13 protein-coding genes and 1 tRNA gene are annotated in these 22,344 nt (G+C 41.7%); 7 read left to right on the top strand and 7 right to left on the bottom strand.

The genetic code is table 11. The features are described 5' to 3' along the window. Positions 1-39: 39 nt before the first annotated feature. The 3 genes from BR06_RS0100980 to BR06_RS0100970 are packed head-to-tail and all read right to left on the bottom strand — an operon-like array spanning position 40 to position 1,717. Positions 40-852, bottom strand: coding sequence for a J domain-containing protein (locus BR06_RS0100980; protein WP_031479233.1), 813 nt, complete (start codon positions 850-852; stop codon positions 40-42). Positions 853-857: 5 nt separating this feature from the next. After that, positions 858-1,295 carry a YkgJ family cysteine cluster protein gene (locus tag BR06_RS0100975; protein WP_031479231.1) on the bottom strand — a complete coding sequence of 146 codons (438 nt, stop codon included), beginning with the start codon at positions 1,293-1,295 and terminating at the stop codon, positions 858-860. Further along, positions 1,292-1,717: a CoA-binding protein gene (locus tag BR06_RS0100970; protein ID WP_031479229.1), complete on the bottom strand. Its 426-nt coding sequence runs from the start codon at positions 1,715-1,717 to the stop codon at positions 1,292-1,294. Before BR06_RS0100970 ends, BR06_RS0100975 begins: the two co-directional genes overlap by 4 nt. A 164-nt stretch (positions 1,718-1,881) precedes the next feature. Here BR06_RS0100970 and BR06_RS0100965 point away from each other — a divergent pair, with 164 nt between their 5' ends. Together BR06_RS0100965 and BR06_RS0100960 are read left to right on the top strand one after the other, a co-directional pair. Beyond that, positions 1,882-3,114, top strand: coding sequence for a M24 family metallopeptidase (locus BR06_RS0100965; RefSeq protein WP_031479227.1), 1,233 nt, complete (start codon positions 1,882-1,884; stop codon positions 3,112-3,114). Next, positions 3,089-4,024, top strand: a complete 936-nt coding sequence (locus BR06_RS0100960) for a hypothetical protein (RefSeq protein WP_156952628.1) — start codon at positions 3,089-3,091, stop codon at positions 4,022-4,024. The genes BR06_RS0100965 and BR06_RS0100960 overlap by 26 nt, the downstream gene beginning before the upstream one ends. 96 nt (positions 4,025-4,120) lie before the next feature. Here the strand turns inward: BR06_RS0100960 and BR06_RS0100955 are convergent, their stop codons facing one another. The 3 genes from BR06_RS0100955 to BR06_RS0100945 form a co-directional block, all read right to left on the bottom strand. Then, on the bottom strand, positions 4,121-5,005 hold the full coding sequence (locus tag BR06_RS0100955; protein WP_235727635.1) for an AMIN domain-containing protein: 885 nt from the start codon (positions 5,003-5,005) through the stop codon (positions 4,121-4,123). Between the two features lie 205 nt (positions 5,006-5,210). Continuing rightward, positions 5,211-6,401 (bottom strand): iron-containing alcohol dehydrogenase, encoded by a 1,191-nt coding sequence (locus BR06_RS0100950; RefSeq protein ID WP_031479221.1) that lies wholly within the window; start codon positions 6,399-6,401, stop codon positions 5,211-5,213. Positions 6,402-6,548: 147 nt separating this feature from the next. Further along, positions 6,549-8,528, bottom strand: coding sequence for a protein-disulfide reductase DsbD family protein (locus tag BR06_RS0100945; protein WP_031479219.1), 1,980 nt, complete (start codon positions 8,526-8,528; stop codon positions 6,549-6,551). 81 nt (positions 8,529-8,609) lie between these two features. Between BR06_RS0100945 and BR06_RS0100940 the strand changes: the two genes are divergently transcribed. Continuing rightward, positions 8,610-8,685 (top strand) — tRNA-Lys (locus tag BR06_RS0100940). Between the two features lie 609 nt (positions 8,686-9,294). Here the strand turns inward: BR06_RS0100940 and BR06_RS0100930 are convergent. Further along, positions 9,295-10,341 (bottom strand): response regulator, encoded by a 1,047-nt coding sequence (locus BR06_RS0100930; RefSeq protein WP_031479215.1) that lies wholly within the window; start codon positions 10,339-10,341, stop codon positions 9,295-9,297. A 474-nt stretch (positions 10,342-10,815) separates the two neighbouring features. On the opposite strand from BR06_RS0100930, the gene BR06_RS0100925 reads away from it, so the two are divergent. The 4 genes from BR06_RS0100925 to BR06_RS0100910 are packed head-to-tail and all read left to right on the top strand — an operon-like array spanning position 10,816 to position 22,188. Continuing rightward, positions 10,816-14,976 (top strand): transporter substrate-binding domain-containing protein, encoded by a 4,161-nt coding sequence (locus BR06_RS0100925; RefSeq protein WP_031479213.1) that lies wholly within the window; start codon positions 10,816-10,818, stop codon positions 14,974-14,976. Positions 14,977-14,992: 16 nt separating this feature from the next. Then, positions 14,993-16,090, top strand: coding sequence for a TMAO reductase system periplasmic protein TorT (gene torT, locus BR06_RS0100920; protein ID WP_031479211.1), 1,098 nt, complete (start codon positions 14,993-14,995; stop codon positions 16,088-16,090). Between the two features lie 50 nt (positions 16,091-16,140). Beyond that, positions 16,141-21,084: a PAS domain S-box protein gene (locus BR06_RS19500; RefSeq protein WP_051676853.1), complete on the top strand. Its 4,944-nt coding sequence runs from the start codon at positions 16,141-16,143 to the stop codon at positions 21,082-21,084. A gap of 12 nt (positions 21,085-21,096) precedes the next feature. Further along, the gene (locus tag BR06_RS0100910; protein ID WP_031479207.1) at positions 21,097-22,188 is read left to right on the top strand and encodes a hybrid sensor histidine kinase/response regulator; all 1,092 of its coding nucleotides are present in this window, start codon (positions 21,097-21,099) and stop codon (positions 22,186-22,188) included. Positions 22,189-22,344: the final 156 nt, after the last annotated feature.

The raw sequence follows: 22,344 nt of genomic DNA, 5'->3' as shown, positions 1-22,344 counted from the left end.
AAAAGGGTAATACTAAGGTGTCAGAGGAGACTGTAGGATTTATTTAGCAAGAATTCGTAAGTAGAGGTCGCCTTTAAATGGACCGAGTTTGCGCCCTTGCCCTTTCAGCCTTATTGGCCTTCCAATGATAAAGTCGCGGGGGAGGGTTATTTCAAGTGTTTTAGATATCTTCTTGATGCCCTGCTGAATGGTGATGCGTATGCTACGGCCGGGAATTAGCGTTGAAGCTGGAAAAAAAACGGTTTGTTCATCATCCATTTGTCCCGTCATCCATGACTTTATACCGCCGAAAAGACCTTTTGATACATCTACTGAGACAGTTTTGTCGCCCCAATTCATGTTTAGCTTGCGCTCTTTACCATTCGCAGATTCAGGCTTGAATGGCCTATCTTTACCAATCTGACTGTAGATATCTTCAAAGACCTGCTTCGCAAAAGGATCGTTTAAAATATCTTTGAGGACATCTTCCTCTTTTTGATAGAATGAGCGGCTTTGCTGAGCGGATGTTGTGCTTTTAGCTTTATAAGCATCTGCGCGCGCAGTCTTTTGCTGCTTTTGATATGCTTTGGCACCTTCTGACGCAGTTTTATTGTCAGCGTTGAAATCAAAGTTCTTTTTTTGGCGTGTGTAGGATTGGTCTCCAGCAGTTGATGAATTGCCGGAGGAGTTGCGCATGACATTTGTCAGAAATACATACGCTTCGTTAAGTTCTCTAAATTTTCGGGCAGCATCAGGGCTGGGGTTAAGGTCTGGATGCATTGTGAACGCAAGTTTTCGAAACGAGCGTTTAATATCTGCTAGCGTTGCATCCGAGCCTATTTTTAATATGTGCTGTGCTGTACGGGTGTTCATGGGTTCTAGTCGTCTTCAGTAATTAACGCGTTCGGTGCTACTTCAGGGTCATGCTGGCGCAAACCTTCGGCACGGATATATTCCTTACCTTGAATTACAAACTGCTTATGTCCGGCTTCGTTATTGATTCCCGGACAGTAGTCTTGAATCATTTCCCAGCTCATTTCATCAATTAGATTACCACGGAAAAAAGGCCATGCTCGGCAAATATCAGGTCTGCCGGGATGCACACCGCATCCATCATTGAAAAATACACAGTACCCGTCTTCACGGCTCTGGAGACGAATTTTGCCATTTACGTTTTCGCTGTATTTCTGGATCATCTCTTCAACTGGTAAACCAAGGTGGTCAGCAAGTCTCTGTCTATCTTTAGGCGTCATAATGATACCGCCTTCACCCTGACAGCAGTGGCCGCATCTTTGACAATCAAACGCTTGAATCATAATTTTTTGCCTATAAGTCTTTTATGGTCGACCATGGTACATCTGTCTTCGATGACAGTAATGTTTTTTTTGGTGAGGATTTCTCGTGCTTCAGGGCTGAATATTCCCTGCTGCATCCAGAAAACCTTCGGAAGTATTTCGAGTTTTAAGCATTCTTTAGCGTGATCGGGACAATATTGCGATGCCCTGAATACATCTATCAAATCAATCTTTTCAGGGATTTCAATAATAGACCGATAAGTTTTAAGTCCCCAGACGTGATCTCTTTTGGGATGAACAGGAATAACATTATACCCGGCTTCAATTAGGTATTTACCGACCATATCAACTGGCCGGCCTAGCTTATCCACCGCGCCAATCACAGCAATGACCTTGACCTCATTTAGAAGTGCGGCTAACTTTTTTTCATCTAATAATATCATTTAACTGTTCTCCTGAGATAACTGAAACTCGTGCATGCTACAGTAAAGCACTATGACTTGCAAAGTTCTCTTTTAATGTAAATTAATAAATGTTTCATTTCCTATACAACTTTTAACGAATACTTTTACAAATTGAATAGTCCTATTTAAGGAGATCTTATATCATGAGTAATATTGAACAAAATATAGCTGTGCCGCGTGAAGAACTTGAAAGACGCTGGGCAAAGTGCCGTAGATTTATGGCTGATATCGTACCGGAAGCCGGTGGGTTACTTTCTTTTTCGAGATTGCAACTTTATTATTTAGCCGGGACTTTTGTAAATGGCGCACTTTGGCTGCCCGCTGAAGGTGAACCTGTTTTATTTGTCCGTAAGTCTGTTGAAAGGGCGCGGATTGAAAGTTCTATAAAAAATATTTGTCCATTCAGATCATTCAAGGACCTAATCCCGCTTGCAAAAGAAGCTGGCCAACCGTTGTCTGAAATAGTTGGCGCTGAGACAGCAGGGCTTACTTGGCAACTTGGTGAAATGCTTGCTGCGCGCTTGCCGGATGTTAAGTTTGTTCCTTCTGATAAGGTACTTGCTCTTTCAAGAGCTGTAAAATCAGAGTGGGAACTTGAAATTATGCGCAGGGCAGGGGAATTGCACAACACCGCTCTTGTCAGTATTTTACCGGAAATAATTAAGCCGGGTATGAACGAGCGAGAAATTGCCCATTTTATATGGAATATCTTTTTCGAACTAGGTCATCAGGGGCACATGCGTATGCAGGCCTTTGGTGAAGAAATGTTTCTCGGTCATGTTTCCGCCGGAGATTCCGGTATATACCCCAGCTCCTTTAACGGGCCGCTCGGTATGCGCGGGGTTCATCCTGCCTCTCCGTTTATGGGGAGTGGTGATAAAGAATGGGAAAAAGGCGGGCTTCTTGCCACAGATGTAGGTTTTGTCCTTGAAGGGTATCACACAGATAAGACGCAGGTTTTCTGGGCTGGATCTAAAGATTCTGTGCCACGCGAAGTTATGGATGCACAGAAATTTTGCAAAGATATGCAAGATTTGGCTGCAGATAACTTAAAGCCGGGAGTAACGCCTAGTTCTATCTATGCGCTTCTGCTTAAGGAGGCAGAGAGGTATGGCTATGCTGAAGGATTTATGGGCATTGGCGAAAGTAAAGTTCCATTTATCGGTCATGGCATAGGGCTTACCATTGATGGTTTCCCGCCTATTGCAAAAGGATTTGATCTCCCTATTGAAGAAGGGATGGTTTTTGCTTTGGAGCCGAAACAAAGTATTCCCGGTGTAGGAATGGTAGGTGTTGAAAATACTTTTGAAGTAACCAAAAATGGGGCACAGTCTATCACTGGTGACAATTTTGATATGGTATTTGTTGAGAAATAATATAGGTCGGAGAAGTTGTTTTATGGGGAAATTATTACTAGGTTTAGTGCTTTTTGTGTCTGTCTTTTTTCCGTTAAAAGCATATTCACTTGATGTTCTAAAACCGCACGTTTCTGCTTCATCAAAAGATGGCCGCGGGGATTATTATAATGAATTATATATTGTAATAATGGAAGCTACAAAAGATGATTTTGGCGAGTATCTTGTTGAAGTAACTCCTCTAGAATTTTCGCAACAGAGAGCTATTCTTGAAGTTGTTTCTGGTGAAAAAGTTAACGTAACCAGTCAAGTGGCTAGGTTGGATTGGGAGAAGAAAACAATTCCGATTCGCATTCCTATTTCAAAGGGGTTGTTGAGTTATCGTTTGTTTTTTATTCACAAAGATGATTTGGATTACTTTAGTAGGGTCAAAGATCTTGAAGAGTTAAAGAAAACGAAAATGGGCCTTCAGGCGCAATGGTCCATTACTCGTGCCTTGGAACTACAAGGTTTTAATATTGTTGATGGAACCGTATATGAAGGGATGTTTGGTATGTTGAATCGTGGTAGATTTAAATTTTTTCCACGGGGGCTTAATGAGATCTATTCTGAATTAAATGAGTGGAAACTACTTTACCCTGACATGATGATTGAGCCCACTTTATCTCTATTTGTGCCATTGCCCACCTTTATATTTGTTTCTCCTGCATATCCGAGGCTTGCTGAAAGACTTGAGGTAGGCCTTAAAAGGATTATAAAAAATGGAGAGTTCGACAAGCTTTTTGAAACGCATTATGGGCAAGCTTTTTCAAAAGCAAAATTTGAGAAGCGAATCATATTTTATGCTTCGAATCCGCTGCTTACACCTGAAACATTAAAAGCTGTTCAGACTTATAAAAAAATAATGTCGTGGGATAAGATGAAGCTCTAGCAGAAATGCGCATATATCAAACCAAATAAAAAGCCCCTGATGCAAAGATATACTCTGCATCAGGGGCTTTTTATACTTATAACCAGCTTGTAAGTATTATTTTACGTCGATATTAAGACCAGTGTCTGTCTTCGTAATTGACGGAGCAGGTGTATCACCTTTGAGGTCCATTACCATGCGTAATTTATTCTCATATATTCCGATTCTAAATTTCGAAAAGATTGGATTCTCCGGCTTCAAAGTGGTGGGACCAAAGTATTCCCAGCTTCCGTGTATATCCACAACCAGTCGGTCAGGATTACGCAGGAAGAATGAAGTGTAAGAAAGCGGTGAGCCGCCCAAGTCTAAGTTTATTCTAGTTTTTCTACCAATATCTTTAAAGTAAATGGAGTTAAGTCGTCCACTCTGTATTGCTGCTTTAAAAGAAGCTTTTGAAGGGACAGCCAAGGTACTGTTTTGTATGTCTGCAATGGCGGTCGCATTAAAATTCATATCAGTACCATTTACAAAGGTATTCACTTTGTAAGTCGTTCCATTCAATGATCCAGTACTGTTACTGGCCATGGTTGCATTCGCGGGAAGCTGTATAACTGCGGTTGTGCTGTTTGTTCCATTACCAGTAGCCTGCATCTCTGCGTAGCTAGTATTGTTAGCTGTTGCCGTAGTGTCGCCGCCTAGAGATTCACTGCTTGATAAAGCTTCATAGCTTTGTGTGGTTAAGTCTACAGGCTGAACCATGGTTTCTGTGCTCTTGGAAACTACCTGCTGGTTTGCTTCAGATGCTTGCTCAGTCATAAGCCAGTTTGCCGGATTTATCAGGCTTGGATTGGCAAAGGCGACAATTGCAATAATTATCAGGATATGAACAAGAGCCTGTTTACTAATAAAATAGTTGTTGTATTTCCTGAAGCTCCTGCTGCATGACCCGCACGTAAATGATTTTACTGAGGTTAGTAGTGAAATGAATGCGTCAGAAACCAACCCGCGTCTAAGATACAGGCGATTGCTGTTGCAATAGGGGCATTGAATAATTTTTTTATTTTTCAGGGTCATACTTTACTATTTTTGCGGTTAAACTCTTCTAATTCAATTCTATGCGAATTAAGCACCTTTTGCCAAGGTTATTCGATTGATTGTTTTGAAACAGAATTACGAGTGTTCGACATATCGTTTGAGCTTACTTTATTTAGCCTTTAATCGCTTCGGACATTATGCATTCAAGATCGTCCTGATCCATTTCAGTTGGGGTGAAGTCGAAAAGTTTCCCCATAGTTTCCGTAGCGATCTTTACAAGCTCAGGAACATCTTCTTCTTTTGCGCCATAGGTTTTTAACGATTCCTGATCAAGTCCAGTGCGTTCCAACAGAGCGCGCAGTCCTTCGAGAAAGACAGATGCTCGTTGGTTTTCGTTAAAGCTTGAAGTATCGTATCCCATTGCCATGGCAAGATCTTCGAAACGTTCAGGGCTTCCGGGGACTAAGCGTTTGAAATAAGGTAGTGAAAGTTTTGCTAAGCCCAGCCCGTGCGGCAGTTCAGGGTACATGGCGCTTAAGGCATGCTCTAAAGAATGTTGGGATATGCAGCGGGATAATGTTTCACACATTCCAGCAGCTGTGCTGGCCCATGCCATTACCGTACGAGCTTCGATGTTGGTTCCGTCTTCTATCGCCATAGGCAGATAGTTTGTGATGAGGTGTACTGATTCCAGTGCAAGCATATCGCTCATTGGCTGATGCTCGGTTGAAACAAAAGTTTCTACAGCGTGAAAGAATGCATCGATTCCGGTGTATGCGGTGGTGCGGGGCGGAACGCTGATCATTAGTTCCGGGTCAATAATCGATATGGTTGGGAAAGTAGAATCTGTGCCGAGGCTGATTTTTTCTGTGCCGCCGCTTTTGCTGATGACTGCCCACTGGTCAGCTTCAGTTCCGGTTCCAGCAGTAGTCGGAATGGCAATAAGAGGCGCGGCTGGATTTTCAGCTATGATGCCTCCGCCTGATCCGGCTTGAATGAAATCCCAGCATTTGCCGACATTTGTGGTCAGCAGAGCAATGGCTTTTGCCGCATCAATTGTGGATCCGCCACCGAGTGCCACGATAAAGTCGACTTTTTTATCACGGGCAATTTTAGCCGCTTCGTCAACTTGGTCAGATTTAGGATTTGGGGAAATATTATCGAAAACGATAGTAGACACATTCTGTTTGCCTAGTGCCGCCTGAACTTTATCAAGGTATCCATTGGTGATCATTGCGCCGGATTCACCTATGACTATAAGGGCTTTATCTCCTTTTGGGAGGCAGGTGATGGTTCCCAGTTCTGCTAATTTGCCGGGGCCGAATATAAGTCTTGTAGGGATGAAAAATTGGAAGTTGAGCATGTTGGTCCTTATATAGTTGGTCTTTTTATAAACATATAATAGTTAGTTCAGGCAGTTTATTTAACTGACACTGCCGTCCGCGTAAAGGGATAGAACGCAATAATAAAACAACAGATTTCAAAAGGTTTTGTATTTGAAAAAACTGAGCTATTTGACGGTCAGCGTTTGCTGAAGAGCCTCTTCAAGTTGACCTGTGGTGTAAAGGTCACGGATAACCGTTGGTGAGTGGCTGTTTTCCCCTTTACTGAAAATAGCCGCAAGTGGGATTGATCTGCTACCTAATGCGCGGAGAAATTCATCCGCAGTCTTATCAGGAGACGTTAGGTCAACTTTTATTAGACGGAGATCATATTTTTCCTGCCAGCGGTTGAGATTTCCGGCAGTGAGTACGGTCTGTTCAAGAATTTTGCAGGAAGGACACCAGTCGGCTGTGAATTCAACAAGAATAGCCTCTTTCCCGATGCGAGTTGCAAAATCTTCCTGTTTGAAATTGATCCAGTTCGCAGTGCGCACCGGTGGAGTGGAAGCCCAGAATCCTGCTGTTATACAAATGGCTAATGCGATGATCCGTAAAAGGATCATGCCGGACTTGGTATCGCTTCCGGCAGAAAGTCCCCACATCCAAGCCCCTACACTGGTAAACCACATGAAAATGAGGGTTGCGATGAGCATATTCTCTGGAAGTATGCTGATCAGGTAAATACACGTCCCTGCCAGAAAAAATCCAGCCGAGCGCTCAACCCAGACAGTCCATGCTCCCGGTTTAGGGAATTTTTTAACAAGTCCGGGAAATATTGCCATCGCTATATATGGAAGAGCCATACCGGCTCCTACGCTTATGAAAACGCTACCGATTACGTAGGGCGGCTGAATCATTGCCCAGCCAAGTACGCCGCCTAGAAACGGGCCACTACAAGGCGTAGCAAGCAGTGTGGCAAGTATTCCGGTGAATAAAGCCTGTCTACGTGGGCCTGTGTTTTTCGTGCTGATTTTCAAGTCTACTATTGGAAGATTGAATAGGCCGAATAGACTGAGGCTGAGCGCAAAAACAACGCCGGTCAGGATAATAACAACAGATGGTTTTTGGAAAATCTGTCCCCATGCCAGCCCTGTGAATCCTAATATTCCACTCAAAACTCCAAAATACAGCAATATGCCGAGCGCGAAATAAAGATTATGCTCTCTAAAACTTTTTTTACGCTTAGCTTCTTCTACGTGCTGTGATCCAGCTAGTAGGGCTGATAGCTTTAGGCTTATTACCGGAAGCACGCAGGGCATGAAGTTTAGCAGGAATCCTGCGAGAATTCCGAAAAGTATCGCGGTGGTAAGGTCGCCAACCTCAAGTCCTGGAGTGAAAGATATGGGCTTTAATGATTCAAACGAAAATTTAGATTTAGGCGGCGTTTCTGCCAGCGTTTCTGAGCTTTTTACAGATTCCTTAGGGGTCGCAACTATCTTAGTCTTTTCAGTTACTTTGATGCCCTCAGAGCTTTCAACTGTAGTTGCTTCTGTTGAAATGTTTTTAAGCGAAAATTTAACCTTAGCAATGCCTTTGCTCTGCTCTTTGCTCGCTTTTAGGAATAGAGGCCACCATGCTTGCTTGCTAGCTTCAGGGAGGTTTGCGGGAACAATTCCCATCCCAATAAAGTTGAGGTCCGTTTTAAATGGCAGACAGGATGTTTTAGAGCACATTAACAGAGACAGTTTAGCCTTCAATGAAATAGATGATGATACGTTAGGAATTGGAATTAGAATGGGCGTAGGAGTAGCGTACACCTCTATCTTGCTACCCTTATTAAAAGGGTCATCTTTAAGTTTTCCGGGTAGGTATATTGATTCAAGAGCAGTCTTGCCCGGTAAAGCACTTACAGTCAGCTTTGTCGGCTGTCCCATTTTTCCCGGGTTGTGCGAGTATGTGTACCAGTCGTTTTTGGTTTCAAGAATTAGGGCCGCTAAAACTTCAGTATGCAAACCAGTCTGGGCCTGATCCTCAAGGTTAAGTTTGAAAAGTTTCCATTTAGTACTGAGATTAGGATTTTCTTTTTGAGCACTGCTAGCTTGATCTGGACAAGCTGCGGAGAGTAGGAAAATGCTGATAAATATAACGAAATATGTCTTTAAACGCATTAATTAGCCTTTTTTGAACAAAAATATGAAAATGTTGTTGACAACTTACGCGATCCACCTTAATTCACTTTCTCACGACGCGGGTCACTAGCTCAATTGGTAGAGCAGCGGACTCTTAATCCGTTGGTTGAAGGTTCAAGTCCTTCGTGGCCTACCAGAGAATTCAGGGGTTTAGATGAAAATCTAAGCCCCTTTTCTTTTTGCCCTTCACTCTCTCTCCATATTCTTCCCTATAAATCACAAAAAAGTTAAAAAGATTGATTAAACTCATCTTTCTAACGTTACTATATTGTTATGCCCGAGGGATACTTGCTTAAACCTAATTTAACTAAGTTGAAGAATAGGCATGCCTAACGTCAAAAAGCATAAATCCGTAGGGGGGCAAAGTACAGAAATAAAGCCCGTTAAGAGTGAAATAATTTACCTGAAGCTTCTAACACCATAGATGATAGCGATTTAAAGAATTAAAAGTTGACTCTTCCTTTTAAGACCGCTCCCGCGTGTACTAGAAAATAGTTTCCAGGAAAGGACTATTAGCGTGTTTCTTTTCGCTAGTGGGATGTCTGCTGGGGTTTCAGAACCTAGGATTTTATAAGAGCCTTTCTTCCTATATTGGCAGCAAAAAGATGGCCATTCAGGAATTGCGTGCCGAGCGCGACGCCAACAATACGGAATACGTCGCCTCAAAGATCATCGAAGGCGGTGCCATAAGATATTGGTCTATAGCCGTAAAGTCTGGAAAAGAATAATAAAAAAGTCTAGTATTTTAAGAGTCTATCATCGTTACGTTTTTCTCTTTTTTACCCCAATGCTCTTTTATGGACACGATTTCATCTTCAATTGATGCAAAAATTTCACTCAAGCGTGGTTCAAAATGTCCGTTGCTGTTTCCGATGTACTCCATTGCTCTTTCTATCGGCCAGGCATCTTTGTACGGCCGTTGCATGGTTAGGGCATCAAAAACATCGGCTATAGCAACGATCCTAGCTGCTTCCGGGATATCCTCACCCTGCAGGTTTTTAGGGTAACCGCCGCCTTCCCAACGTTCATGGTGATATAGCGCAATCTCACTTGCCATTACAAAAAGCGGACTTTTGGCAACCGATAAAATTTTATGTCCATATTCTGAATGTTTGCGCATCTTGATCCATTCTTTATCATCAAGCTTTCCGGGCTTTTTCAATATGCTATCTGGAATGCCAATTTTTCCGGTGTCATGCATTGCTGCAGCCAGTAGCAGCATATTTTGTTTCCCGACAGACCAGTTAGCTGCTTTGGCGATGGCTTTGGAATAGCTTGCCATTCTCCATATATGTGCGCCTGTATCATCATCGTTGTAGTGACCTGCACTACCGAGCATATAAACTGCATCTTTTTGGCTTTCACGTATTTTTTTAACTTGTTTTTCAACAAGCATTTCGCAAGCTCGGTGCTGATGGGCCAAAGCAACATGAGTAGCCACTCTAGCTTTTACAACAGGAGGTGATATGGGCTTGGTGATGTAATCAACTGCACCTACAGAGAACCCTTTGGTTTCATCTTCAATTTCTCCCATCGCAGTAACAAAAATTACCGGGATAGAAGCAGTGTCCTTATCAGCTTTTAGAGTCTTACAAACGTCATAACCATCCATGCCGGGCATCATTATATCGAGCAGGATTAAATCCGGCTTAGGCTCTTCTCGCGCTATATCAATTGCATCCTGCCCATTCATGGCAATAGCAAGCTCATATTCATCCATTAGAAGCTCGGACAATACTGTAATATTGTTTGGCTCATCATCAACAATTAATACTCTCATTTTTTCACTCATATCAATTCTCCATATTTCGTCAGGCTATCCGAGTTGAACAATTTTTTAAGCAGATGCTCAATGGTAATTATCCCCACGAACTCGTTATTTTGTGTAACTGTTGCTAGCTCTCAGCTAACTTCCTCGGCGTGCCAGCATAATATCTTGTACTGATGTATAAACATCTACCGAATGGACTAGGTATTACTTTCCAAATTATTATCAAATCAATATTTAAACTTTTTACATTTAATCATTTATGCATCATCTTAAAAAAAATGTACATTAATTTTAGTCTAATCAAAGGCATGAAATATTATTTTGAATCAGTTTGTCTGTTGTGGTAAATAATTATATTTCAGGTTTTAATCATGCACATATGAGCTACACAAACAATCTGTTTTATCAATGACTTTACTCTTTATTTTATGTACATTTAATAATTACCGAATCTTCAAGTACACATAATGATATGCCTTATATAGGAATCCCAGTATGAAAAAAGTCATAGCCAACGTTCTGTTTATCCTGATCTGTTTTTTTGCCATGAACTCTTCACTTCTGGCTGCGACTGATGATGTCGGTAGCATAGAGCTGACTCAAGAAGAGAGAGCATGGATTAAAGAACACCCTGTTGTTAGAATGTATAATGATAAAAACTGGGCTCCATTTAATTTTTATGAACATGGAAAAGCGCAGGGTTTATCTATTGACTATATTGACTTGTTAGCTCGTAAAATCGGTTTTAATATTGAGTATATAAGTGGTCCGAGTTGGGCCGAGTTTATGGCGATGGCAGCCAATAAAGAAATTGATGCTCTTTCAGATATAGTTGAAACAACGGATCGCAAAAAGTTTTTATTATTCTCAGCACCCTATCTCCATAATCCTAAGGTCATTGTTTGCCGAACTGGTGAGAACTATTCTTCTTTAGAACAATTACATGGTAAAAAAGTAGCCATTACTAAAGGATTCTTTTTTGAAGAGCTGTTAAAAAAAATACACCCGGAAATTGAAAGAGTCCTTTTTTCTAACACATTATCATGCCTTAAAGCGGTGTCGTATGGTGAAGCCGATGTGACACTTGGATCTGAAGCTGTTCAACGTTACCTCATTTCTAAGAACCTCCTTTCAGGGTTGCGTATTTCCAGCGAGGCCAAAATAGGTGACCCTGAAAAACTTAACTTGCGTATAGCTGTCCGCAAGGATTGGCCTGTCCTTCTATCTATATTTGAAAAAGCAATGGCTACTGTTACTCCTCAGGAAATGCTTGAAATTCAACAAAAATGGGTGAGCAACGAACTTGATGATACTTCCAGCGAAAAACAACGTGCTACATCTCCAAATATAAAACTGACAGTAGAAGAGGGTGCATGGCTAAAAAAACACCCTGTAATACAGGTTATTAGTGATAAGAATTTCCCTCCCTTCGATTTTTACAAAGATGGTTCTGCAACAGGTTTTAGTGTTGATTTATTTGAAATGGTGGCAAAGCTGGCCGGGTTTGATATTAAGTGGGAAAGTAGGGATGACTGGGCTGGAGCCTTACAGGAAGTAAAAGATAAAAAAGTGGACGCTCTCCATACAATTAAAAAATCACCAGAGCGTATGAAATACCTTCTTTTTACTAAACCATACTATAGTACCACAACAGGACTTTTCGCTCGCCTTGACAATGATGTGATCCAAAAAATAGATGATCTGAGGACTGCAACCATAGCTATTCCTAAAGGTTCTTCGGATATTCCCATTATCAAAAATATTTACCCCGACTGCACAATTGTTGAGGTAGAAACAGCTAAATCAGCTTTAATGACCGTTGCTCAAGGAAAGGCTGATGCAACTATTTTAAATTCTGGGGTAGGAAACTACATCTCCGGCGAATCTGGTTTTAATAACTTGAAAATGGTTGATTATGTTTTCTTCGGAGAAGGAGAGAAGGAAGGATATACCATAGGCGTTCGCAACGATTGGCCGGAGCTTGTTTCGATTATCGATAAGGCTCTGGCGAGCATTTCTCCAGACCAAATACAACACCTGCGCAACCAATGGCAGCTTGACGCTGCAGAGAAAATTACCGCCCCCCCCGTAGATCCTCTTTCGTATAAGCATATTCTCATTTATGGGTTGGGTCTCTTCTTGTTTTTGGCTCTGTCAGCATTAGTTCTGTTAAAATGTGTCAAAACTGAACGTGTTTCACAGGCCTTCGGTTCTAAAAAATTTAGGTCTTACGTTCTGCTTGGATTGACTCTTTTTGTCGCAATTGTCAGTTTTATGGGGTGGGTTGCGTTAGAAAATATTCGCCACAAAGTTGTCCAAAATGTTGAGAACAACATCCGTGGTGGGTTGAAAATTGCTGATTACTCTCTTGAGTACTGGGTTCGGGATAGAAAAAGCATGACCAAACACCTCGGACATAATACAGAGCTAACCCAAATAACCGAGAACTTACTGAAAGTACCACATAAACGTGAAGCTTTTCTCTCTTCTCCAGCCCTTAAAGAGGTTCGCAATTTCTTCAAAACAGATGATGGAGTATTCGCAAATATTGGTTTCTTTATCATCGGCCCGGATTACATCAGTCTCGCATCAATGAGAGACGGTAACATTGGGACTAAAAATCTTATTGCGGAACAACGCCCAGACCTGATCAAAAGGGCATTTAATGGAGAAGTCTTATTTGTCCCTCCTATCAATTTAGATGTATATTTAAGCACAGCAGGTGTGGCCAAGGTCAATAAAAAGCCGCCCACAATGTTTTTTATGGGACCGATCGAAAACGAAAACGAGGAAATTATAGCTGTTTTCACATTGAGGGTTGACCCAACAAAAGGGGTTACCAATTCTCTGCATATAGCAGGAGAAGGTACTTCGCAGGAAACATATGCTTTCAATAAAAACGGAGTACTTCTCAGCAATAGCCGCTTTGAAGAAGAGTTGCGGCAGATAGGATTAATTGAAGAAGGGCAATCCAGTGCATTGCATTTACTGCTTAAAGATCCAGGAGAAAACCTTCTGAAGCGTAAGGGAAAAGCTAAGAAGAACGAAAATGCTCCTCTGACTCATATGGCTAAGCGCGCAATTGCAAGCAGGGCAGAGATCAAAGACAGCAAATTAACCTCGTCCGCCCCTACCATAGAAATAAATATGGATGGTTACAGAGATTACAGAGGGGTACCTGTTTACGGTGCTTGGCTATGGGATACTAATTTGGATGTGGGTCTTGCTGCTGAAATCGATGTAGATGAAGCTATGGCCAACTTTAATTATGTGCGCAATATTTTTATTCTTGTCATCGGATTTACTCTGTTTCTTTCAATAGGCGCAACTTTACTTGTGCTGGTTCTTGGCCAGCGGACAAACAAATTACTTGAAAGCGCAAAAGACAATTTGGAAAACACAGTAGCTGAGCGTACATCAGAGCTGGCAAAAGCAGAAGCGCATGCGCGTTTAATTCTTTCGTCTATGGGCGAAGGGCTTATAGAAGTGAACACTAGTGGAGAAGCGTGTTTTGTTAATGCTTCAGCCTTAGCTATGCTCGAATATTCTGAGGACGAAATTTTAGGGCGAAAGATTCATGATATGATCCATCATAGTCATTCCGACGGCTCCTTTTATGATATCAAAGATTGCCCCATGAATAAGAGCTTTTCTGATGGGGGGAGCTATACCGTCTCAGATGAGGTTTTATGGCGGAAAGACGGAACAAGTATACCTGTAGAATATTCTTCTACACCGGCGATACTCGACGGAGATATTGTAGGAGCTGTCATAGTTTTTCAAAATTCAACAGAGCGTAAAAAAGCTGAAAAAGAACTGCAGGATTCCAAGGATCAGCTACAAAGTATCCTTGATACAAGCCCTATTGCCGTTGCTTTTTCAACTGGTGGAATAATCCACTTCACCAACCCCGCATTTGAAGAACATTACGGTGCAAAAGTTGGAGACGAATCTCCAAACCTATATGTTAATCCGGCAGATCGCGACGATATCATTGCCATGATGCAAAGAGACGGACATGTCTCTAATTACGAAATACAAATGTACAATAAAGAGCGAAAAGCTCGTGATATGCTCATCTCGTATCTTCCTATAAACCATGAAGGGAACGAAGGTATTCTGGGATGGCTCTTCGACATAACAGATAGAAAAGAAATGGAAGCAGCTCTTTCAACAGAGCGTGATCGATTGCAGGGGATGATGAATACCAGCCCGGTTGGCATAGCCATTACGGTCGATGGCGTTTTCCGATTCGCTAACAGCAGTTGGGCAAATCTTACGGGACTGAAAGAGGGTGATACTGCCGTAGGAGCATATGTTGATTCTTCGAGCCGTGATCATGTGGTCAACTCACTAAAAAGAGACGGTAAGTTGGAGAACTACGAGGCCCAGATTTATGGTCCGGATAAAACTATCTACGACATGCTACTGAATTATTACGGATTTGATTATGAAGGCGAAAATGGTGTGCTGGGGTGGGCTGTAGATATTACCGAACTTAAAAAAGTTGAAAATATACTTCGGACAAAGTTTGGTGAACTGGATCGGTTCAGAAAGCTGGCTGTAGGGCGTGAGATGAAAATGATAGAGTTGAAAAAAGAAATTAACGGTCTGATTGAAAAGACTGGCGGCGAAGCTAAATACAAAATTCATTAAAAAAAGTGAGTTGAGCATGCTAAGCAAATTAAAAAGTTTAAAATATTATTTTCTGATTACAACGCTTCTTGTTGTTTTCGCTTTCCCCATAAAGGGGAGTGCTGCAGAGAAATTGTGGTCCACCCAAGTCGATATATGGGTTCCTCCATTTAACACGGAGTTGAAGCGAGAAACAGCAACCTACACTCCGCTGCAGAAAGCAGAAAAGAAATGGCGTATTTTCGCTTTTATTCCGCACTTGAAAGATTCTTATTGGCTTAGCGCAAACTACGGTTTGATAAGTGAAGCTAAACGACTTGGAATAAATTTGGTTATTTACGAGGCTGGTGGTTATGAGCATTTAGATACCCAGCGTGTACAGATACAAAAATGTATAGCATCAGAAAAGCCCGATGGCATTATTATTGGAGCTATTTCAGATACGGGGTTAAATGATTTAATTGAAATTGCTGCGAAAAAGAAGATTCCCATCGTTGACTTGGCGAATACAATCAGATCTCCGCATATTAACGCACGGGTGGCTTCGTCTTTTCAAAATATGGGATTGCAAGCTGGTGAGTTTCTGGTGAAACTACAAGAAAAACTAGGTAAGCCTGCCAGAGTTGCGTGGTTTCCAGGGCCTAAAGGAGCTGGATGGGTTGAATCCGGGCTTAAAGGTTTTTCCGAGGCAATAAAGGATAAACCTGTTTCAGTTATTGCCACCGAATATGGAGATACAGGGCGTACCAGTCAAGGTGCATTGATTACCAAAGTTCTTAATACATACGGTGATGATATTGACTTTATCGTTGGAACTGCCCCTACAGCCGAAGCCGCTGTTCCTATGCTGAGAGAACGGAATATGTTGGGAAAAGTAAAAATAATTTCTTATTATTTCACTCTGGGAATTAATCGAGGAATCAGACGAGGTGCAATAGCTGGAGCACCGACTGACTCAACTGTAATGCTTTCTAAGATAGCCGTAGACACTATAGTCCGCTGTCTCGAAGAGCAGGATTATTACAAACACGTTGCACCAGCAGTTGTAATCGTAGATCAGAAGAATATTAAAAAATGGGACTCTTCGGGGACACTTCCTCCCAGAGGTTTTCGCCCAACCTTTAGTGTTAATTAACAGACAGTATTCTGAATTTTTACAATGATTGATAATTTCCAGGAGACACGGTGAAGAATAAGCCACTCTTAATAGCCTTCGTAATATTGATCCTAGGATGCTCTGGCACCCTGCTCTTAAGTCAGGTCCTCACAAACAGGGCGCAAGGTGTTTGGGAACAGGAGTCTTCGCATGCCGCAGGATGGTTTTCTTCCATTATTACTAATTGGATTGAAGATAGCTACGCGCCGGTCACAGGCATGGGAGCTGTCTATGAAAACTCGGATAATGTTTCGGAAGAAGAGTTCTATGGCGTATTGGATTCTTTAGATAAGAGAGCTGTTGCGTCATTCACCGATTCCATAACTATCCTTAATCAGCTTGAAAGTGAGAATAAATGGAAAGTAGAATACACTAATTCATTTATTGATACGAGACTGAGTCAAATGAGTGCGAATAAACATGCACTCATATTGGAAACCCTCAGAACGGCTTCACGGCGACAAGGCCAAATAACCTTTGGGCGTGCGTTTTTAACGGAAGACGAAACTACCGTTTCGCCGATTGCTCTTGTTATTAATTTTCACGGTAAGAAAAAGGCAATTCTAGGAATTCTTAATATAAGCGATGTTGTGAATAATTTGTTTGAGATTCACCAGCCAGCAGGGCTCGGAATTGCTATAGAAGGTGAATTTGACATTGGGTCAGGAGCGAGAGCTACACAGATTATTGCCGAACGATCTATTACCGACCCTATTTACGGAGCGACAACAAAGATTATGCTCGGCGGAGCAACTATTTCTTTCATTTGGGCGTTTAATGATGATTTCAATGAAGGCCCACATGAGGGCCTTATAGAATTAACTTTGTTGCTTGGCGGGATAGTGAGTTTAGGTCTTGCTGTCTTGGCGTTCATGCTCATGCAAAGCAATAAGATCATTAGGCATAAAGTTGAAATAGCCACGGCAGAAATCAAAGAGAATAAAGACCTTTTCGCTGGCCTGTTAGAGTCGGCACCTGATCCTATGGTCGTTTCAAACGAGGCCGGCGAGATTGTTTTAGTCAACTCACAAACAGAACAATTATTCGGTTACCATCGAACCGAAATGCTCGGACAATTTATCGAAATGCTGGTTCCTGAGTATATCCGGGAATCTCATCCAGCCAATCGTGAAAAGTATCTAAATGGCGTTAAAAGCAAGAAGATGGCTACTATCGCCGCAGAGTTTGTAGCTCAAACTAAGGAAGGTTCGCTCGTACCGGTGGATATGAGTTTGAGTCCGATCGAAACCTCGTCAGGACTACTGGTTGTCGCGTCAATTCGGGATATAACAGACCGTAAAAAAGTTGAACAAGATTTAAAAAAATTATCTATAGCCGTAGAGCAAAGTCCGTTTTCAGTTGTAATTACAGATTTAAACGGGACCATTGAATATGTTAACCCCAAATTTTGTGAAGTCACCGGATATTCTTTTGATGAAGCTATTGGACAAAATCCCCGAGTTTTAAAATCTGGAATTCAAGAAGATGGGATTTATGAAAAATTATGGGAAACTCTTTCCAGAGGAGAAGAGTGGAGAGGTGAATTTTTAAATAAGAAGAAAAATGGTGATCTTTATTGGGAGTCAGCATCGATTACTCCAATTATGACTAAGGATGATGAAATAACGCATTATCTGGCTGTTAAAGAAGATATTTCTAAACGTAAAACCACAGAAGAAGCGCTTCGCACAAGCGAGGAACGGTTTGCTTTAACTACCTCCGGCAGTGGTGACGGATTATGGGACTTCGATCTATCCAATGAGCATTTCTGGTATTCTAGTCGTTTTAGAGCACTTTTGGGATACGAAGATGAAAAGGACTTTCCAAATATTTTAGAATCATGGCGTTTCGCATTGCATCGCCAAGACAAAGTGCACACTCTTGATGCATTCAATAAACATATAGAAATAGGTGCTCCTTACGATGTCGAATATCGCTTGAAAACCAAACAAGGTGCTTGGCGTTGGTTCCGCTCTCGCGGGAAATCATTACGTGGTGAAGATGGTATCGCGTACCGTGCTGCTGGCTCCATCACTGATATTACTGAACAGAAAGAATCCAATGAGCTGCTCGAAAAGCTAATTAATGCAATTCCTACTCCCTTGTTTATTACTGACTATGAGACAAGAGAAATCAGACGTGTAAATAAAGCAAATGCTGAATTTGCAAACATGACAGAAGATGAATTAATGGCTGCTGATGTCTCTAATGTATACGTAAATCCAGAGAAAGACCGCCCTAGGTTAATCGAAGCATTTGAGACAGGCGAACAGATCGAAATTCAAATGGTGCGACTGAAAACAAGAGAACCTCGATGGTGTATCTTCAGAGGGGCAATTGTTGACTACTTTGGAAAGAAATCCCTTCTAGGCAGTTTTATTGATATTACTGATCAAAAAAACATTGAAAGCGTGCTTAATAGCAGAGTGGCAGAATTGGATGAAACCCAATCCGCGATGCTCAACATGATGGATGATTTGGACGAGGAAAAAGAAAAAGCAGAATCGGCAACTTTAGCGAAGTCTGACTTTCTCGCCAATATGAGCCATGAGATCAGAACTCCAATGAATGCTGTTATTGGTTTGAGTCACCTAGCTTTACAGACTGATCTAAATTCCAAGCAGTCAGATTATCTGACTAAAATTGATTCTTCAGCCAAAGCGCTATTGCGAATAATTAATGATATTCTTGATTTTTCAAAAATTGAAGCAGGAAAGCTGGAAATCGAGAAGGCTGAATTTTATCTCGAAGATACTGTCAGTCAATTGATCAATATGTTGACTGTACAAGTTGAAGACAAAGGACTTGAACTACTCTTTAAGATTGATCCTGATGTTCCGAACAACCTTATCGGAGACTCTCTGCGTGTAGAACAGGTTCTTATCAACTTGAGCAGCAATGCCATTAAATTTACAGACAAAGGTGATATTCTAATCTCTACCGAGGTTGTTGATACAGATGAGCAAGGTACAATGCTCAAATTCTCTGTGAGGGATACTGGCATAGGAATGACAGAAGAGCAGATCGGTAGGCTTTTCAAATCCTTTTCACAGGCCGACACTTCTACGACAAGAAGGTTCGGCGGCACAGGACTGGGGCTTGCCATATGCAAACGTTTGGCAAAACTTATGGGTGGTGACATCGGTGTAGAATCTGAGCCGGGGAAGGGAAGTACTTTCTGGTTTACCGCTCGTTTCGGCCTTCATGAAAATGATCGCGTTAAGTCGAGAGTCCTTCAAGAGGACTTCCGAGGCATGCGTGTGTTGGTTGTCGATGATAACCGCACTTCCAGAAATATTCTTGCTGGTTATTTGGAAAGCATGGGATTCTCACCGGAGACAGTTCCTTCAGGGAAAGCGGCAATTGAAACTCTTGAAGATGCGAGTGCTACCGTGCCATTTGATGTAGTGCTAATGGACTGGAAAATGCCGGAAATGGATGGAATAGAAGCTACTAAAATAATCAAAAAAGATCCGAAGCTGAAAGTCATCCCTACCGTGATAATGGTCACCGCTTTTGGGCGGGAAGAAATTATGAATCAGGCTCAGCAGTCTGGTATCTCAGGATTTTTAATTAAGCCTGTGAATCCAAGCCTTCTTTTCGACACTATAATGGAAGTCTTCGGAAAAAACACTGATTCCCGCTATTTGGCCGAGCGTTCTTCCAACTTAAAGAATCCTGCTTTGGATGTTATAAGAGGTGCTCATATCCTGCTGGCTGAAGACAACTCAATCAATCAGCAGGTTGCTACTGAGATACTTGAAAATGCAGGTTTCCGTGTAGACGTTGCAGACAATGGGAAGATCGCTTGCGATATGGTTTTGAAGACAGACTATGATGCCGTACTGATGGACATCCAAATGCCGATCATGGACGGAATTCTTGCCACCAAAGAAATTCGGAAACATAGAAAATTTAACGATCTGCCCATCATAGCCATGACCGCTCATGCTATGGCTGGTGATCGTGAAAAGAGCCTTGAAGCAGGTATGAACGATCACATCACCAAACCTATTGATCCCGAAACATTATTTAATGTGCTTGTGGAATTTATCCCTGCAAGCGAACGAGATCAATCAGAGTTCAAAGAAGCCAGCATTTCTGCGGGACATTCGGAGGAAGATCTTTTCCCCGAGTCTATCGACGGGGTTGATATTGATAACGGCCTAAAGAGAATAGGTGGAAACAAAAAACTATATGTCAGGCTCCTCATAGAATTCTGGGAGGATTACAAAAACTACGTAAGTGTGATCAAAACCGCTATTGAGGAAAAGCCCCTTGAAGAAGCAACGCGCGAAGCTCATACATTGAAAGGTGTTGCCGGAAACATGGGTGCATCGGCTTTATTTAATGTCGCGGAAAAAGTTGAAAAAGCATTGAAAAATGGTGAACTTGATATTGGGATTTTAGAACTGGAACCGTTAGCTGTTGAACTAAAAACAGTCATGGATTCCATTGCTTCTTTTGCTGGTAAGTATCAAGCCTCGCAAAAAAGCGTAGCCGCGGGCCCTGCTATTGAAATTGAAAATATTCAGCCAATTATCGCTGAGATGAATGCTCTGCTTGAGAAGCGCAATCCAATGGCTGGCAGAAAGGTGGACGACCTGACTGAAGTGTTGGGTGGGCTTGCCTCGAGTGCAGTCGCTAGACTCAAAAAGAGCCTTTCAAAGTTTGATTTTGCGGGCGCACAGAAAGCTCTTGATTTAATTGCGGGAGAATTGGAAGCCGCACAAAGTAGTGCTGTAACAGAAGTTGCTGTTGATCTTGAAAATATCCAACCTATTCTCTCTGAAATGAAAGAGCTGCTTGAGAAACGTAATCCAATGGCTGGCAGAAAGGCGGATGATCTGGCTGAAGCACTTAGCGGAATGGCTATGACTTCTTTTGATAAGCTGAAGAAGAGCCTCTCAAGATTTGATTTTGCTGGTGCTCTTGAAGCACTTGAATCCATAGAACATGAACTTAATAACTAAGCTGGCACATATATGAATATGGAAAAACACAAAATATTAATCGTTGATGATACTCCGGTAAATATAACGGTTCTCAGTGAATTGCTTATGGACGAGTTTGAACTTAGCATTGCCATGAGTGGGCATGATGCGCTTGATATTGTGAACGAAGGTGACATGCCTGACCTCATACTTTTGGATATTATGATGCCGGAGATGGACGGCTTTGAAGTATGTCAAAGACTCAAAGGCGATCATAAAACGTCAGAAATACCGATAATATTTGTAACAGCTAAAAACGAAGTAGACGATGAAGCTAAAGGTTTTGAGCTGGGCGCGGTTGATTTTATAAGCAAGCCCATAAGTCCACCTCTTGTTTTGGCTCGTGTACGGACACAGATTTCACTAAAAGCTTCACGAGACAAGTTAGCCGAACAAAATGAGCAGCTTATAGAAGCAAATAATCTAATTGAAGAGGTCGAACGCATTGCCCGTCATGACCTTAAAAATCCGCTACAAACCATAATAAGTGTGCCTGAAATTCTTATTCTGAGCGTTGAACTGGAGGATTACCAAAAAGATATGCTTAAAAGAGTTGAAGAGGCCGGCTACGAGATGCTCCACATGATCAATTCTTCATTGGATTTGTTTAAAATGGAGCAAGGAACATACAAGGTCCAAGAGAGTGACATCAACCTAGTGAAAGTCCTTCGTAAGGTCATTGCAGATCAAAAATCCATATGGGAGATCAAAAACAACGAGATGATTCTCTCTTTGGATGGGCAAGCTTTATCTCAAGACGACTCCATGATTATATGCGGCGAAGAACTCTTATTTTATTCGATGCTGTCTAACCTAATTCGTAACGCTCTTGATGCATCCCCTGACAACGAAAAAATTACTCTGTCTATGAATTCCGAAAGAAAATCTATTCAAATCCATAATATGGGAGCGGTTCCTCTAGACATTAGAGAAACATTTTTCGACAAATACAGTACTTCTGGAAAACCACGAGGAACTGGACTGGGTACCTATTCTGCAAGGCTGATATCGGAAGCGCATGGTTGGCAAATTGAGTATGTAACTTCAGAAGAAGACGGAACGGCGATTACGATTACTTTTTGATGATCTTAATCTGTATGTATAGATGAGCTTAGCCATAAAATATTTGACCATATACAACATAAGCCGTCCCTTTTAGATATGCCATTGAAAATGGAACTAGTTATGACGTTACGCGTTTATTAAAAAATAATATTTTTATAGTAACTCCTCGTATGA

This window comes from Maridesulfovibrio frigidus DSM 17176 (genome assembly GCF_000711735.1).
GTDB classification, from domain to species: domain Bacteria; phylum Desulfobacterota; class Desulfovibrionia; order Desulfovibrionales; family Desulfovibrionaceae; genus Maridesulfovibrio; species Maridesulfovibrio frigidus.
This window is presented reverse-complemented; position numbering and strand designations above follow the sequence as displayed.